This is a genomic window from Pseudomonas sp. 43NM1, from assembly GCF_002836905.1.
GTDB lineage: Bacteria > Pseudomonadota > Gammaproteobacteria > Pseudomonadales > Pseudomonadaceae > Aquipseudomonas > Aquipseudomonas prosekii.
Genome location: NZ_MKGS01000143.1, coordinates 34,745 through 50,918, shown reverse-complemented (window position 1 = coordinate 50,918; position 16,174 = coordinate 34,745). Strand labels below are relative to the sequence as shown.

The window sequence follows — 16,174 nt, the reverse complement described above, 5'->3', positions numbered from 1 at the left end:
GGTGATCACTTCGTTCGCCGTCAGTAACGCGATTGCGCTGCCGCTGACCGGGTGGCTGAGCCGGCGTTTCGGCGAAGTGAAGCTGTTTCTCTGGGCAACGATTCTGTTCGTGCTGGCTTCATTTCTCTGCGGCATCTCGACCTCGATGCCGGAATTGATCGGTTTCCGTGTGTTGCAAGGTCTGGTGGCGGGGCCGTTGTACCCGATGACCCAGACGCTGCTGATCGCGGTGTATCCGCCAGCCAAACGGGGGATGGCCCTGGCGCTGCTGGCGATGGTCACGGTGGTCGCGCCAATTGCCGGGCCGATCCTCGGCGGCTGGATTACCGACAGCTACAGTTGGCCATGGATTTTCTTTATCAACGTGCCGATCGGGATTTTTGCGGTGATGGTGGTGCGCCAGCAGCTCAAGGAGCGCCCGGTGGTTACCAGTCGCCAGCCGATGGATTACGTCGGTTTGATCACGCTGATCATCGGCGTCGGGGCGTTGCAGGTGATCCTCGACAAGGGCAATGACCTCGATTGGTTCGAGTCGAATTTCATCATCATCGGCGCGGCGATTTCCGTGGTGGCGCTGGCGGTGTTTGTGATCTGGGAGATGACCGACGCGCATCCGGTGGTTAATTTGCGGTTGTTCGCCTATCGCAACTTCCGCATCGGCACCATCGTGCTGGTGCTGGGTTATGCCGGGTTCTTTGGTATCAACCTGATTCTGCCGCAATGGCTGCAGACGCAGATGGGCTATACCGCGACCTGGGCCGGTCTGGCGGTGGCGCCAATCGGGATTCTGCCGGTGTTGATGTCGCCCTTCGTCGGCAAATACGCGCACAAGTTTGATCTGCGTTTGCTCGCCGGTGGCGCGTTCCTGTGTATCGGCCTGAGCTGCTTCATGCGCGCCGGGTTCACCAATGAAGTGGACTTCCAGCACATCGCGTTGGTGCAGTTGTTCATGGGGATTGGCGTGGCGCTGTTCTTTATGCCGACGCTGAGCATCTTGATGTCGGACTTGCCGCCAAGCCAGATCGCCGATGGCGCGGGCCTGGCGACGTTCCTGCGGACCTTGGGCGGCAGTTTCGCGGCGTCGCTGACGACGTGGATCTGGATTCGCCGGGCCGATCAGCATCACGCGTATCTGAGTGAAAGCATCACCACCTATGAACCGGCCACGCGCGATGCCTTGCACGCGCTGGGCGGGGCGAGTACGCCGGCCTATGCGCAACTCGATCAGGTGCTGACAAGCCAGGCGTACATGCTCTCCACCGTGGATTACTTCACGCTGCTGGGCTGGGGGTTTGTCGGTTTGATCCTGATTGTATGGCTGGCGAAACCACCGTTTGCCGCGAAGGCCGGGCCAGCGGCGTCTGGGCATTGAATGCAGGGCTTGAGATCGACCCCTCTCCCTAACCCTCTCCCCAGAGGGGCGAGGGGACTGATCGAGGCGTTCTTTTGAGCTACATCGACCTGAAAGTTCGAGCCGAATTCAGATCTGGAAAACGATGAAGCTCGGCTCCCTTTCCCCCTCTCCCCAGAGGGCGAGGGGACCGACCGAGGCGTTCTTTTGAGCTACATCGACCTGAAAGTTCGAGTCGAACTCAGGTCTGGAAAACGATGGAGATCGGCTCCCTTTCCCCCTCTCCCCTTTGGGGAGAGGGCTGGGGTGAGGGGTGGCTCTTAGCCGTTAGGCAATGCAAGCTGCGGCGATGTCCCGACCTGAAAGTTCGAGCCGAACTCAGGTCTGGAAAACGCTGGAGATCGGCTCCCTTTCCCCCTCTCCCCTTTGGGGAGAGGGCTGGGGTGAGGGGTGGCTCTTAGCCGTCAGGCAATGCAAGCTGCGGCGGTGTCCCGACCTAAAAGTTCGAGCCGAACTCAGGTCTGGAAAACGATGGAGATCGGCTCCCTTTCCCCGTCTCTCCCCTGGGGAGAGGGCTGGGGTGAGGGGTGGCTCTTAGCCGTTAGGCAATGCAAGCTGCGGCGGTGTTCCGAAGTCGAACGGTGCCAAGGCAAAGCCGTTCTCATCCACCTGCAGCGCCCAGCCCTGGCGATCCCAATCCCCCAGCACAATGCGCCTGGCCGCTTGTTCGCCGATCTGCAACTTATGGATCGCCGGGCGGTGGGTGTGGCCGTGGATCAGCGTTTTCACGCCGAATTCCTGCATGATCCGCGGCACTTCCTCGGGCGTGACATCGACAATGTCGTTGGCCTTCATCCGCGTCTGCGCACGGCTTTCGCTGCGCAGTTTGCGCGCCAGTTTGTGCCGGGTGCTCAGGGGCAGGTGCCGCAGGATAAACAGGGTGATCGGATTGCGCAGATAACGACGCAGCTTCATATAGCCGACATCGCGGGTGCACAGGCTGTCGCCGTGCATCAATAGCACCGGCTCGCCTGCGAGTTGCACGACGCTCGGGTCTCTCAACAACGTGCAGCCGGCCTGTTTGCAGAAGGCCTTGCCGAGCAGGAAGTCGCGATTACCGTGCATCAGAAAAATTGCCGTGCCGCTTTCGCTGAGATCGCGCAGGGCCTGGCAGATGGAGCGCTGGAAAGGCGTCATGGCGTCGTCGCCAATCCATGCCTCGAAAAAGTCGCCGAGAATGTACAACGCACTCGCCGAGCGGGCGCGTCCGGCGAGCAAATCCAGAAACGCCCGGGTTATGTCCGGGCGCTCCTCTTCCAGATGTAAATCTGAAATCAGCAGTATCACGCTTCGATGATCTCGGCTTTCTCGATGATCACGTCTTCTGCTGGCACGTCCTGGTGGCCGGATTTCATGGTGGTGGAAACACCTTTGATCTTGTCGACAACTTCAGTACCGGAAACCACTTTGGCGAATACCGCGTAGCCCCAGCCCTGAGTGGTCTTGGCGCTGTGGTTGAGGAAGCTGTTGTCAGCAACGTTGATGAAGAACTGCGCGGAGGCCGAATGCGGCTCCATGGTACGGGCCATGGCGACGGTGTACTTCTCGTTCGGCAGACCGTTGTCAGCTTCGTTCTGGATGCTTGGGCGCTTGTCTTTCTTTTCTTTCATGCCTGGCTCGAAACCGCCGCCCTGGATCATGAAGTTACCGATGACGCGGTGGAAAACGGTGTTTTCGTAGTGCCCGGCTTTGACGTATTCGATGAAGTTGGCAACGGTCAGCGGAGCCTTTTCAGCGTTCAGTTCCAGGACGATGTCGCCATGGTTGGTGGTCAGTTTGACTTGGGTCATGATCGGGACTCTTTATAAAAGAAGCGTTTGAAAGGAATTCGTGGTTTGCCGCGCGTTCGCCGGCAACCGCTCTGGTCAGTTTCGACCAAGGTGCGCAGTTTAGCGCGACAGGCGTTAATTTCGAGGCAGTTTTTCAAAACAGGTCGATTAAACGCAGCTGATTTAAGGCCTGCTCTGTCAGCGGCTTGACAGCATCGGCTATGATAGCGGCTTTGTTTTGTCAGGCCTTTAGTTCCGGCCGCGCACTCGTACGTTCAAGGATCCTATGAGCAAGCCCACTGTCGACCCTACCTCGAATTCCAAGACTGGCCCTGCCGTGCCGGTCAATTTCCTGCGCCCGATCATCCAGGCGGACCTGGACTCGGGTAAGCACACGCAGATCGTCACCCGTTTCCCGCCTGAGCCCAACGGCTACCTGCACATCGGTCACGCCAAGTCGATTTGCGTGAACTTCGGTCTGGCCCAGGAATTTGGCGGCGTCACGCACCTGCGTTTCGACGACACCAACCCGGCCAAGGAAGACCAGGAATACATCGACGCGATCGAAAGCGACATCAAATGGCTGGGCTTCGAATGGTCCGGTGAAGTGCGCTACGCCTCGCAGTATTTCGACCAGTTGCACGACTGGGCCGTCGAGCTGATCAAGGCCGGCAAGGCTTACGTTGATGACCTGAGCCCGGAGCAAGCCAAGGAATACCGCGGCACGCTGACCGAGCCGGGCAAGAACAGCCCGTTCCGCGACCGCTCCGTGGAAGAAAACCTCGACTGGTTCGCCCGCATGAAGGCCGGCGAATTCCAGGACGGCGCACGCGTGCTGCGGGCCAAGATCGACATGGCCTCGCCGAACATGAACCTGCGCGACCCGATCATGTACCGCATCCGCCACGCCCATCACCACCAGACCGGTGACAAGTGGTGCATCTACCCGAACTATGACTTCACCCACGGTCAGTCGGACGCCATCGAAGGCATCACGCACTCGATCTGCACCCTGGAATTCGAAAGCCATCGTCCGCTGTACGAATGGTTCCTCGACGCGTTGCCAGTGCCGGCGCATCCGCGCCAGTACGAATTCAGCCGCCTCAACCTGAACTACACGATCACCAGCAAGCGCAAGCTCAAGCAACTGGTCGATGAAAAGCACGTGTTCGGTTGGGACGATCCGCGCATGTCGACGCTGTCGGGTTTCCGCCGTCGTGGCTACACGCCTGCGTCGATTCGCAATTTCTGCGACATGGTCGGCACCAACCGTTCCGACGGCGTGGTTGATTTCGGCATGCTCGAATTCAGCATCCGTCAGGATCTGGACCAGAACGCTCCGCGCGCCATGTGTGTGCTGCGTCCGCTGAAAGTCGTGATCACCAACTACCCGGAAGACCAGGTCGAGAACCTTGAACTGCCGCGTCATCCGCAGAAAGAAGAACTCGGCGTGCGCCAGCTGCCGTTCGCCCGTGAAATCTACATCGACCACGATGACTTCATGGAAGAGCCGCCAAAAGGCTACAAGCGCCTGGAGCCGAATGGCGAAGTGCGTCTGCGCGGCAGCTACGTGATCCGTGCCGAAGAAGCGATCAAGGACGCCGACGGCAACATCGTCGAGCTGCGTTGCTCCTACGATCCGGAAACACTTGGCAAAAACCCTGAGGGCCGCAAGGTCAAAGGCGTTGTGCACTGGGTCCCAGCAGCGGCCAGCATTGAGTGTGAAGTGCGTCTGTACGATCGCCTGTTCCGCTCGCCGAACCCTGAAAAGGCTGAGGACAGCGCCAGTTTCCTCGACAACATCAACCCTCAATCACTGCAAGTTCTCACTGGTTGTCGTGCCGAGCCTTCGTTGGCCAATGCACAGCCGGAAGACCGTTTCCAGTTCGAGCGCGAAGGTTACTTCTGCGCGGATATCAAGGACTCGAAACCGGGCGCTCCGGTCTTCAACCGTACCGTGACCTTGCGTGATTCGTGGGGCCAGTGATTCAAGGAAACCACTAAAGTGCTGACGATCTACAACACGCTCACCAAGAGCAAAGAAGTTTTCAAACCGCTGGATGGCAACAATGTGCGCATGTACGTCTGCGGGATGACCGTTTACGACTACTGCCACATTGGCCACGGCCGCAGCATGGTTGCGTTCGACCTGGTGACTCGCTGGTTGCGCTTCAGCGGTTACAACCTGACGTATGTGCGCAACATCACCGACATCGAAGACAAAATCATCAATCGGGCCAAGGAGAACGGCGAACCGTTCGACGTGCTGACCGAGCGCATGATCACTGCGATGCACGAAGACGAAGCGCGCCTGAACATCAAGAAGCCGGACATGGAGCCGCGTGCCACCGATCATATTCCGGGCATGCTCAGCATGATCCAGACCTTGATCGACAAGGGTTACGCCTATGCCGCGAACAATGGCGACGTGTATTACCGCGTCGCCAAGTTCATGGGCTACGGCAAGCTGTCGCGCAAGAAGATCGAAGACCTGCGCATCGGCGCGCGGATCGAGGTCGACGAGTCGAAGCAGGACCCGCTGGACTTTGTATTGTGGAAAGCCACCAAACCGGGCGAGCCGAGCTGGCCTTCGCCGTGGGGCGACGGGCGTCCGGGCTGGCACATCGAATGCTCGGTGATGTCGACCTGCTGCCTCGGCGAGACTTTCGATATTCATGGCGGCGGCAGCGACCTTGAGTTCCCGCACCACGAAAACGAAATCGCCCAAAGCGAAGCGGCCACCGGCAAGACCTACGCCAACGCGTGGATGCATTGCGGGATGATTCGGATCAACGGCGAGAAGATGTCGAAGTCGTTGAACAACTTCTTCACCATTCGCGACGTGCTGGAAAAGTATCACCCGGAAGTCGTGCGTTACTTGCTGGTGTCGAGCCATTACCGCAGCGCGATCAACTATTCGGAAGACAACCTCAAGGACGCCAAAGGCGCACTCGAGCGTTTCTACCATGCGTTGAAAGGTCTGCCGAGTGTCGCTCCGGCGGGCGGCGAAGCGTTTGTCGAGCGCTTCACTCAGGTGATGAACGACGACTTCGGTACGCCGGAAGCCTGCGCGGTGCTGTTCGAGATGGTCCGCGAGATCAACCGTCTGCGCGAGAGCGATCTGAACGCGGCGGCCGGTCTGGCGGCGCGTTTGAAGGAACTGGCCAGCGTGCTCGGCGTGTTGCAGCTTGAAGCCGATGACTTCTTGCAGGCTGGCGCTGAAGGGCGGGTCGATGCAGCTGAAGTTGACGCGCTGATTGCTGCGCGTCTGGCGGCTCGCAGTAACAAGGACTGGGCCGAATCCGACCGCATCCGCGACCAGCTCACCGCCATGGGCGTGGTGCTGGAAGACGGCAAGGGCGGCACGACCTGGCGCTTGGCTGACTGATTGCTGCGCTCGCTACGAACAAAACCCGCCTTGTGCGGGTTTTTGTTTATGTACAGGTTCCAAGTCCGGTGGTGACAGGGCTGACGCCTTCGCGGGCGAGCCTCGCTCCTACAATGTTGTGTCGTTGGCGATATGGCGTACGACTCGGCCCTGTAGGAGCGAGGCTTGCCCGCGAATGGTCTGGAGCCAAACACCGCTAATAGTGCTTACTGGTCACTCCGTTTGGCGCAACCGCTTGTACAGGGTGTTGCGGCTCACCCCGAGCCTGCGGGCCAGATGCGAAATATTGCCCCCAGCCGCCTGCAACAGCCGATTCAAATCCTCGGCATCATTCAAATCCACCGCCAACGGTTCCGGCGTCTCTACCGGTTCCATCTCCAGGTCGACAAAAAAATCATCCGGCAAATGCTCGGGTTTCACCGGTTGCTCCTCAGCCATGGCCAGTGCAACCTGCATCACGCTGCTGACCTGACGCAAATTCCCCGGCCACGGATGACGGTTGAACAACGCCATGACCTCGCGGCTCAACCCGGCCCATTGCGCCGGTTCGCGGTGCTGTTCCCACAGGCGTTTGAACAAGGCTTCTTTATCACTGCGTTCGCGTAATGGCGGCAGCTCGAGGGTCAAACCGCCAATCCGGTAATACAAATCCTCGCGGAAACGCCCCAACTGCACTTGTTCGCGCAACGAGCGGTTGGTCGCCGAAATAATCCGGATATCCACCGCAAACAACTCGCTGCTGCCCACCGGTTGCACGCAACGCTCCTGCAACACCCTCAGCAATCGGGCCTGCGTCGGCAGCGGCATGTCGCCGATTTCATCGAGGAACAGCGTGCCTTTGTCAGCCTTGCGGATCAGGCCGATGCTGCCCTTTTGATTGGCACCGGTGAACGCGCCTTTCTCGTAGCCAAACAACTCGGATTCCACCAGTTCGGCGGGGATCGCTGCACAGTTGACGGCAATGAACGGTTGTTTGCTGCGCGAGCTGGCGTGGTGCAACGCTTTGACAAACACTTCCTTGCCGACCCCGGTCTCGCCGTGGATCAGTAGCGGAATGTCTTTCTCCAGCAAACGCTCGGCCTGGCGCACGGCTTTTTCGACGCGGCTATCGCCGAAGTGCAGGGTGGTCAGGCTGATCGCGGCGGGGGGCGAAACCGTCGGTTCAGCGAACACTCTCGCTTGAATCGGCACCTGTTTCGGCCGTTTCAACAAACACTGAAAACGGTTGCGCCCGGACGCTTGCAACGCAAATGGCAAGCCCTCCGGTTGGTTGAGCAATTCCAGTAATGACACCTTGAACAAGCTCTCGATGCTGACCCGCGACAGGCTGATGCCCAGCAAATTATCGGCCCGGCGATTAGCCGAGAGCACTTGCCCGGTCTCGTCAAAGATCAGCAAACCGGCCCATTGGCTGTCGAGGTTGTTTAGCCCGGTGTTGAAGGTCAGTTGAAAGTGCTGGCCATGGAACAGATTCAGAATCAGCCGATTCTCCACGGTCTGGCTCATCATTTTGACCATGCCCAACGTGTGCGACGGCGGCAGATAGCTGTCGCTGGACACGTCGAGCACCGCGATGACTTTGCGCTCGGCATCGAAAATCGGCGCGGCGGAGCCGGTCATGAAACGGTTGGCTTTCAGAAAATGTTCGTCGTGCTCAATGTGCACGGCTTGCTCGCAGGCGAGGGCGGTGCCGATCGCATTGGTGCCGCTGCAACGCTCGATCCAACTGGCGCCGGCGCTGAAACCGCGGGTCAGGCTTGGCTCGATAAAGCGCTGGGTGCCCCAAGAGGTGAGCACCTGGCCCTGATTGTCGGCGAGCATGATCAGGCAATTGGAGTTGCTGAGGATATTTTCGTAATACGGCAGCACTTCCTGATGCGTGGTCTGCACCAGCGAATGCTGGCTCTCGAGCAATTGCGCGATGCCGGCGGCGGGTAGCTGATCGAAGGTCGGCACGCTGTGATGGTCGAGGCCGAACGCACGACAGCGCGACCAGGAGTCCTGAATGATGGCGTCGTGGGAGAGCGGCGAGGCGGGTACGGCCATGGCAGTCGATCTCTGAGCAAAGCTTTTATTGTTTTTATGGGTGTTACACAACGTTCGAGGCGCCACATTACCCGGTGGGAGCAAGGCTTGCCCGCGATGGCGATTTCGATAACGCCATCGCGGGCAAGCCATGCTCCTACAGGGTCAAAATGCGTTCGTAGAGTGTTGTTCACTATTGTTCATTGTCAACCGCCCGACTGTTCAATTGTTCAGCCGCGATTGTTCATTTCTGTTCAGCAACGAACGCCATTTTTCGCTCATTTCACGGATTTGCGAAGCGCATCAAGCACTTGCATTTTCTGGCACGAATGTCGCTCTATCGTTTCGGTCGCTTGACTCCAAATAATAAAAAAGGCCGAGCCATGTCACTCACCCTGGAGCACGTCAGCCGTACCGTCGAGGGCCAGACCTGGATCGACGATGCGTGCCTGGTTTTCGAACCCGGATCATTCAACGTTTTGCTCGGGCGCACGCTGTCCGGCAAGACCAGCCTCATGCGCCTGATGGCCGGCCTCGACAAGCCTGACAGCGGTCGCATCCTGATGAACGGCGTGGATGTCACGCAACGCCCGGTGCGTTTGCGCAACGTCTCGATGGTTTATCAGCAGTTCATCAACTACCCGACCATGACGGTGTTCGAGAACATCGCTTCGCCGCTGCGGCAGGGCGGGGCGTCCAACGAACTGATCCAGAGCAAAGTGCTCGAAACCGCGAAAATGCTGCGCATCGAGAAATTCCTCAAGCGCTATCCGCTGGAGCTTTCCGGTGGTCAGCAACAGCGCACGGCGATGGCGCGGGCGCTGGTCAAGGACGCCGAGCTGATCCTCTTCGACGAGCCGCTGGTCAACCTCGATTACAAATTGCGCGAAGAGCTGCGCCAGGAAATGCGCGAGCTGTTCAAGGCGCGGCACACCATCGCGATCTACGCCACCACCGAGCCCAACGAAGCGTTGGCGCTGGGCGGCACGACGACGATTCTTCACGAAGGCCGGGTGATCCAGAGCGGCAAGTCCTCCGAGGTTTATCACCAGCCACAAACCGTATTGGCCGCCGAGCTGTTTTCCGAGCCGCCGATCAACTTGATGCCGGGACGCATTGCTGGCAACGAAGTGAGTTTCGCCAATTTTGTGCACTTCCCGCTGAACGTCGATTTGCGCCCGGTGGGTGAAGGCGAATTCCGTTTTGGCGTGCGCCCGAGCCACATTTCGCTGGTGCCGAGCAACGACGATGACCTCGAATTGGCGGTCACCGTCGAAGTCGCCGAGATCAGCGGTTCGGAAACCTTTCTGCACGTGCGCAACGAGCATTTCCTGTTGGTGCTGCACCTGCCGGGCGTGCACGAATACGACGTCGATGCGCCGATCCGCATCTACATCCCGACCCACAAACTGTTTGTCTTCGATATGCAGGGCCGGCTGGTCCAGGCGCCCGGTCGCCGTATCGCGAGGGTTGCCTGATGGCCGAAATTCGTTTGCAAAACCTCGCCCACAGCTACACCCGCACGCCGAGCGGCCCCGAGGATTACGCGATCCGCGAGATGAACCACATCTGGGAGCAGGGCGGTGCCTATGCGTTGCTCGGGCCATCGGGTTGCGGCAAATCGACGTTGCTCAACATCATTTCCGGGTTGCTCAGCCCGTCGCAGGGCCAGGTGCTGTTTGACGGCAAAGAGGTCAACGACCTGACCCCGGAGAAGCGCAACATCGCCCAGGTTTTCCAGTTCCCGGTGGTCTACGACACCATGACGGTGTTCGACAATCTGGCGTTCCCTCTGCGAAATCAGGGAATGAACGAGGCGAAAGTGCACAGCAAGGTGCAGGAAATTGCCGAGGTCCTCGACCTGCAGGCACTGCTGAGCAAAAAGGCGCGCAACCTCACCGCCGACGAAAAACAGAAAGTCTCGATGGGCCGTGGACTGGTGCGCGACGACGTCTCGGCGATCCTCTTCGACGAACCGCTGACGGTGATCGACCCGCACCTGAAGTGGAAGCTGCGGCGCAAGCTCAAGCAGATTCACGAGCAGTTCAACATCACCATGGTCTACGTCACCCACGATCAACTTGAAGCGTCGACGTTCGCCGACAAAATCGCGGTGATGTATGGCGGCCAGATTGTGCAATTCGGCACACCGCGCGAGTTGTTCGAGCGGCCGAGCCACACGTTTGTCGGCTATTTCATCGGCAGCCCGGGGATGAACCTGATCGACGTACAGCCGCAGCCGGGTGGCGTCGGTTTTGCCTCGACGCACTTGCCGCTGTCCGAGGCGATGCAACAGCAAATCGCCGACAAGCAATGGCAAACCCTCAAAGTCGGGATCCGCCCCGAGTTCGTGCATGTCTGGGACGAGCCGTTTGACGACGCGATGCAGGCAAACGTCGTACACGTCGAAGACCTCGGCACCTACAAAATCATGACCCTCAACCTCGACGGCGCGCCGTTGAAAGTGCGTTTGGCCGAGGACAAACCGGTGCCGGAAGGCACGGCGTATATCAGTTTTCCGGCGCAATGGCTGATGGTCTACGCCGACGATTATCTGTTGCCCGCGCAGGCCAATAGCCCTGCGCAAGGCAGCCCCGTGCAGGCGAATAACGGAGCGCAGCCATGAACAAGGTGCAGAACAACAAGGCCTGGTGGCTGGTGTTGCCGGTGTTTTTGCTGGTGGCGTTCAGCGCGGTGATCCCGATGATGACCGTGGTCAATTACTCGGTGCAGGACATCTTCGACCAGTCCAGCCGCTACTTCGTCGGCGCCGACTGGTACAAGCAAGTGCTGCTCGACCCACGCTTGCACGACTCGCTGCTGCGCCAGTTCATCTATTCGGCGTGTGTGCTGCTGATCGAAATCCCGCTCGGCATCGCCATCGCCCTGACCATGCCGACCAAGGGCCGCTGGTCGTCGCTGGTGCTGATCATCCTCGCGATTCCGCTGCTGATTCCGTGGAACGTGGTTGGCACGATCTGGCAGATTTTTGGCCGCGCCGACATCGGCTTGCTCGGTTCGAGCCTCAACGCGATGGGCATCAACTACAACTATGCCTCGAACACCATGGACGCCTGGGTCACGGTGTTGGTGATGGACGTGTGGCACTGGACCTCGCTGGTGGCGCTGTTGTGTTTCTCCGGATTGCGCGCGATTCCCGATGTGTATTACCAGGCTGCGCGGATTGATCGCGCATCGTCCTGGGCGGTGTTCCGACACATCCAGTTGCCCAAACTCAAGAGCGTGCTGCTGATCGCGGTGATGTTGCGCTTCATGGACAGTTTCATGATTTACACCGAGCCGTTTGTGCTGACGGGCGGCGGTCCGGGCAATGCCACAACCTTCTTGAGTCAGACGCTGACGCAAATGGCTGTAGGGCAATTCGACCTCGGCCCGGCGGCGGCTTTCTCGCTGGTGTACTTCCTGATCATCCTGTTGGTGTCCTGGCTGTTCTATACCGCCATGACTCACTCTGACGCCAACCGCTGAGGTCTGCCATGAGTAAAAGAAAGCTCATCCCATTGCTGATCTACATCCTGTTCCTGCTGGTGCCGATCTACTGGCTGCTGAACATGTCCTTCAAGAGCAACACCGAAATCCTCGGCGGTTTGACCCTTTTCCCACAGGATTTCACCCTGGCGAACTACAAGGTGATCTTCACCGACCCGAGTTGGTACACCGGTTACCTGAACTCGCTGTATTACGTGAGCCTGAACACGGTGATCTCGCTGAGCGTGGCGTTACCGGCGGCGTATGCGTTTTCGCGTTATCGCTTTTTGGGCGACAAACACCTGTTCTTCTGGTTGCTGACCAACCGCATGGCGCCGCCGGCAGTGTTTCTGCTGCCGTTCTTCCAGCTCTATTCATCGATTGGTCTGTTCGACACGCACATCGCTGTGGCACTCGCGCATTGCCTGTTCAACGTGCCGCTGGCGGTGTGGATTCTGGAAGGCTTCATGTCCGGGGTTCCCAAAGAAATCGACGAAACGGCCTACATTGATGGCTATAGTTTTCCGAAGTTCTTCGTGAAGATTTTCATCCCGTTGATTGGCTCGGGGATCGGCGTCACGGCGTTCTTCTGCTTCATGTTTTCCTGGGTCGAATTGCTCCTGGCGCGCACGCTGACCTCGGTCAACGCCAAGCCGATCGCGGCGGTAATGACCCGCACGGTTTCGGCGTCCGGCATCGATTGGGGCGTGCTGGCAGCGGCGGGGGTGTTGACCATCCTCCCGGGCATGCTGGTGATCTGGTTTGTTCGCAACCACGTGGCCAAGGGCTTTGCCCTCGGTCGGGTCTGAGGAGCTGATGATGGAATGGATGAGTTGGACGGTTCCGACCGCAGCGTTTTTCATCGTCATCGGCCTGATCCTGGTCGGCATGACGACTTGGGAATTGCGTTCGCCGAGCATTCTTCGGCGGGGTTTATTGCCGATTGCCACCACCCGTGGCGATCGCTTGTTTATCGGTCTTCTCGGCAGCGCCTACCTGCATTTGCTGGTAATCGGCGTCACCGACTGGAGCATCTGGGTCGCGTCCGCGTTGTCCCTGGTGTGGCTGTTGGCTGTGATGCGTTGGGGCTAGTCGAATCGCTCGGCAAAGTTGCTCCCAAAAACTCAACAGGAGGTCTCTATGTTCGACAAAAACAATAAGCTGCGACATAGCATTTCATTGGCAGCCATGCTGGCACTCAGCGGTTTGAGCGCATCTGCCTGGGCGGATGCCTACGAAGACGCGGCGAAAAAGTGGATCGGCAGCGAATTCAAACCGTCCACCCTCACGGCCGATCAGCAGCTCGAGGAATTGAAGTGGTTCATCAAAGCGGCCGAGCCGTTTCGCGGGATGAACATCAAAGTGGTTTCGGAAACCCTGACCACCCACGAATATGAGTCGAAAGTGCTGGCCAAGGCGTTTTCCGAAATCACCGGGATCAAGTTGACCCACGACTTGCTGCAAGAAGGCGACGTGGTGGAAAAGCTGCAAACCCAGATGCAATCGGACAAGAGCATTTATGACGGCTGGGTCAACGACTCGGACCTGATCGGCACGCATTTTCGCTATGGCAAGACTGAATCGATCACCGATCTGATGGCCAACGAAGGCAAGGCCTACACCTCGCCAACGCTGGACCTCAAGGACTTCATCGGGATTTCCTTCACTACTGCGCCGGACGGCAAGATCTATCAATTGCCCGACCAGCAGTTCGCCAACCTGTACTGGTTCCGCGCCGACTGGTTTGAGCGCGCGGACCTTAAAGCCAAGTTCAAGGAAAAGTACGGATACGAATTGGGCGTCCCGGTGAACTGGTCGGCCTATGAAGACATCGCCAAATTCTTCAGCGAAGACGTCAAGGAAATCGACGGCAAACGTGTCTACGGGCACATGGACTACGGCAAGAAAGACCCGTCGCTGGGCTGGCGCTTCACCGATGCCTGGTTCTCCATGGCCGGTGGCGGCGACAAGGGTTTGCCCAACGGCTTGCCGGTGGACGAGTGGGGGATTCGCGTCGAGGATTGCCACCCGGTCGGTTCCAGCGTCACCCGCGGCGGCGACACCAACGGCCCAGCGGCTGTGTTCGCTACGCAAAAATACGTCGATTGGATGAAAGCCTACGCGCCACCGGAAGCGGCGGGCATGACATTCTCCGAGTCCGGTCCGGTGCCATCGCAAGGCAACATCGCCCAACAAATCTTCTGGTACACCGCGTTTACCGCCGACATGACCAAGGCTGGCCTGCCGGTCATGAACGCCGATGGCACGCCGAAGTGGCGCATGGCACCGTCGCCGCGTGGCCCGTATTGGGAAGAGGGCATGAAGCTCGGTTATCAGGACGTGGGTTCCTGGACGTTCCTCAAGTCCACGCCTGAAAAACAAAAACTTGCCGCGTGGCTGTACGCGCAGTTCGTGACCTCGAAAACCGTCTCACTGAAGAAAACCATCGTCGGCCTGACACCGATCCGCGAATCCGACATCAACTCGCAAGCGATGACCGACCTCGCACCAAAACTCGGTGGCCTGGTCGAGTTCTACCGCAGCCCGGCCCGCGTGCAATGGACCCCGACCGGGACCAACGTGCCGGATTATCCTCGGTTGGCGCAACTGTGGTGGAGCCACATCGCCGAAGCCGCCAGCGGCGAGAAAACCCCGCAGCAGGCGCTCGACGGCCTGGCCAAAGATCAGGACGCAATCATGGCGCGCCTCGAACGCTCCAAAGTGCAACCGGTCTGCGGACCAAAAATGAACCCGGAACGCGACGCGCAGTACTGGTTTGATCAGCCGGGCGCACCGAAACCTAAACTGGCGAATGAGAAGCCAAAAGGGGAAACCGTGAGCTACACCGAACTGCTGAAATCGTGGGCAGATGCACGCAAATAAGCGGGTTATATTTTGAAAGGCGAACGGCACCGGGAGGTGCCGTTTTTTTTGGGCCCTGCTACTGAAAGCAAGTGCGCAAGGAGGATATCAGCGAATCTCTAACGCTATTTCCCTGCTATTGATAACTTTCTCGTTCACGACTCGCCGTACAACCGGCGCCGACGGCCTCTTCGGCGGTGTGGGCTTGGTAGAATTGTTTGGTTTGGATTGACCGTCGTTGGGTTTCATTCTTTATTCCTGCTGGAGCCACCATGGGGCTCATCGTACATTATTTTCGAGGATGAAACAGTCAGTGCGATTCACGCAGATTTTTGATTACGATATTAACGTGTTCAATTAGGTTTGAATCAATTGTTGATCTTTCCGAGAGCCCGCTCTCAATAATTTGGATCCTTCTTTCCAATTCTGCGATATCGCCATTCTTGGTAATATTTAATAGATGGTTTTTTAATGAGGCGATTTCTCCGCCTACATAGGCATCTTTAGTTGCGAAATTTTTCCTGGGGGAAGATGTATCCATGTCGAAGAGCACAAAAAGCAGGCTGGCGAATGCGAGAGGAATGCAGGCTAACAAGAAAGCCACAATAGCCTGGAAAAGCCATCTTGAACGCTTTTCATTGGCCAGCGCGTTATGCGTCGAGCACGAAACGTAAGTGTTCGATATAAAGTTTTCAGTCTCTTTGGTTGGGTCAATCAAAGATATTCTTTCATGCTGAGTAACCTTGGCGTTATAGCGATCGAGCTCAATATTGTATTGAATTTGCTCGTCATAATAATCTTTGACCTTTGCGGCATACGGCATTCGTTTGAATTCTGACCCGCTAAAAGCTTTGAAGTTGAAATACGTTGAAATCATCGCGGTTGTTACGACCAGAATGATCATTAATGAAATGGCTAAAGCAATGTCGGGTCTGGATGAGAAATCTAAAAAGCGAGCAAGATAAATTGTTGTCGAAACGAGGGCGAATATGGCTGTAAAAATCACTTGGGTTTTAATCGCAAGACTGTTTTTTATTTCCTCTTCATGCAGATACATTTTTTCGTAGGTTGCTCCTATATCGTTATTGCTCACAAAGTTTCTCCTCACGTGCTGCGCAGCCTATTAACCGTAGATCACGATAGAGCGGATGGCGTACTTCTGGCTGTAGGACGAAGCGGTAAATCCAGCCGGAGCTTTCGGTGATTGGGAGGTGTGCGTGATTGGCGGTA

At 57.8% G+C, this 16,174-nt stretch carries 13 protein-coding genes; 9 read left to right on the top strand and 4 right to left on the bottom strand.

Going from position 1 to position 16,174, the window contains the following annotated elements:
• Window positions 1-1,372, top strand: a 1,372-nt coding sequence (locus tag BI292_RS15475) for a DHA2 family efflux MFS transporter permease subunit (RefSeq protein ID WP_101208371.1), incomplete at its 5' end; no start/stop codon positions are given.
• A 573-nt stretch (window positions 1,373-1,945) separates the two neighbouring features.
• Here the strand turns inward: BI292_RS15475 and lpxH are convergent.
• Window positions 1,946-2,698: a UDP-2,3-diacylglucosamine diphosphatase gene (gene lpxH / locus BI292_RS15470; RefSeq protein ID WP_101208370.1), complete on the bottom strand. Its 753-nt coding sequence runs from the start codon at window positions 2,696-2,698 to the stop codon at window positions 1,946-1,948.
• Window positions 2,695-3,201, bottom strand: coding sequence for a peptidylprolyl isomerase (locus BI292_RS15465; protein WP_092270138.1), 507 nt, complete (start codon window positions 3,199-3,201; stop codon window positions 2,695-2,697). The genes lpxH and BI292_RS15465 overlap by 4 nt, the downstream gene beginning before the upstream one ends.
• A 265-nt stretch (window positions 3,202-3,466) precedes the next feature.
• Here BI292_RS15465 and BI292_RS15460 point away from each other — a divergent pair, with 265 nt between their 5' ends.
• Window positions 3,467-5,167, top strand: coding sequence for a glutamine--tRNA ligase/YqeY domain fusion protein (locus BI292_RS15460; RefSeq protein WP_101208369.1), 1,701 nt, complete (start codon window positions 3,467-3,469; stop codon window positions 5,165-5,167).
• An 18-nt stretch (window positions 5,168-5,185) separates the two neighbouring features.
• Window positions 5,186-6,568, top strand: coding sequence for a cysteine--tRNA ligase (cysS, locus tag BI292_RS15455; RefSeq protein WP_101208368.1), 1,383 nt, complete (start codon window positions 5,186-5,188; stop codon window positions 6,566-6,568).
• Window positions 6,569-6,781: 213 nt separating this feature from the next.
• Here the strand turns inward: cysS and BI292_RS15450 are convergent, their stop codons facing one another.
• Complete coding sequence (locus tag BI292_RS15450; RefSeq protein ID WP_101208367.1) at window positions 6,782-8,614, bottom strand: sigma-54-dependent Fis family transcriptional regulator; 1,833 nt, start codon at window positions 8,612-8,614, stop codon at window positions 6,782-6,784.
• 362 nt (window positions 8,615-8,976) lie between these two features.
• Between BI292_RS15450 and BI292_RS15445 the strand changes: the two genes are divergently transcribed.
• Genes BI292_RS15445 through BI292_RS15420 form a run of 6 tightly spaced genes read left to right on the top strand, consistent with a single transcriptional unit; the run spans window position 8,977 to window position 14,965 of the window.
• Window positions 8,977-10,071 carry an ABC transporter ATP-binding protein gene (locus tag BI292_RS15445; RefSeq protein ID WP_092270126.1) on the top strand — a complete coding sequence of 365 codons (1,095 nt, stop codon included), beginning with the start codon at window positions 8,977-8,979 and terminating at the stop codon, window positions 10,069-10,071.
• Window positions 10,071-11,219: an ABC transporter ATP-binding protein gene (locus BI292_RS15440; protein WP_101208366.1), complete on the top strand. Its 1,149-nt coding sequence runs from the start codon at window positions 10,071-10,073 to the stop codon at window positions 11,217-11,219. The genes BI292_RS15445 and BI292_RS15440 overlap by 1 nt, the downstream gene beginning before the upstream one ends.
• On the top strand, window positions 11,216-12,082 hold the full coding sequence (locus BI292_RS15435) for a carbohydrate ABC transporter permease (RefSeq protein ID WP_092270120.1): 867 nt from the start codon (window positions 11,216-11,218) through the stop codon (window positions 12,080-12,082). Before BI292_RS15440 ends, BI292_RS15435 begins: the two co-directional genes overlap by 4 nt.
• Before the next feature lie 8 nt (window positions 12,083-12,090).
• Complete coding sequence (locus tag BI292_RS15430; RefSeq protein WP_003232361.1) at window positions 12,091-12,891, top strand: carbohydrate ABC transporter permease; 801 nt, start codon at window positions 12,091-12,093, stop codon at window positions 12,889-12,891.
• Window positions 12,892-12,901: 10 nt separating this feature from the next.
• Complete coding sequence (locus tag BI292_RS15425; protein WP_027925091.1) at window positions 12,902-13,174, top strand: DUF2160 domain-containing protein; 273 nt, start codon at window positions 12,902-12,904, stop codon at window positions 13,172-13,174.
• 48 nt (window positions 13,175-13,222) lie between these two features.
• Window positions 13,223-14,965, top strand: coding sequence for an ABC transporter substrate-binding protein (locus tag BI292_RS15420; protein ID WP_101208365.1), 1,743 nt, complete (start codon window positions 13,223-13,225; stop codon window positions 14,963-14,965).
• A gap of 289 nt (window positions 14,966-15,254) precedes the next feature.
• Here BI292_RS15420 and BI292_RS15415 read toward each other — a convergent pair whose 3' ends face one another.
• Window positions 15,255-16,037 carry a hypothetical protein gene (locus BI292_RS15415; protein WP_101208364.1) on the bottom strand — a complete coding sequence of 261 codons (783 nt, stop codon included), beginning with the start codon at window positions 16,035-16,037 and terminating at the stop codon, window positions 15,255-15,257.
• Window positions 16,038-16,174 lie beyond the last annotated feature (137 nt).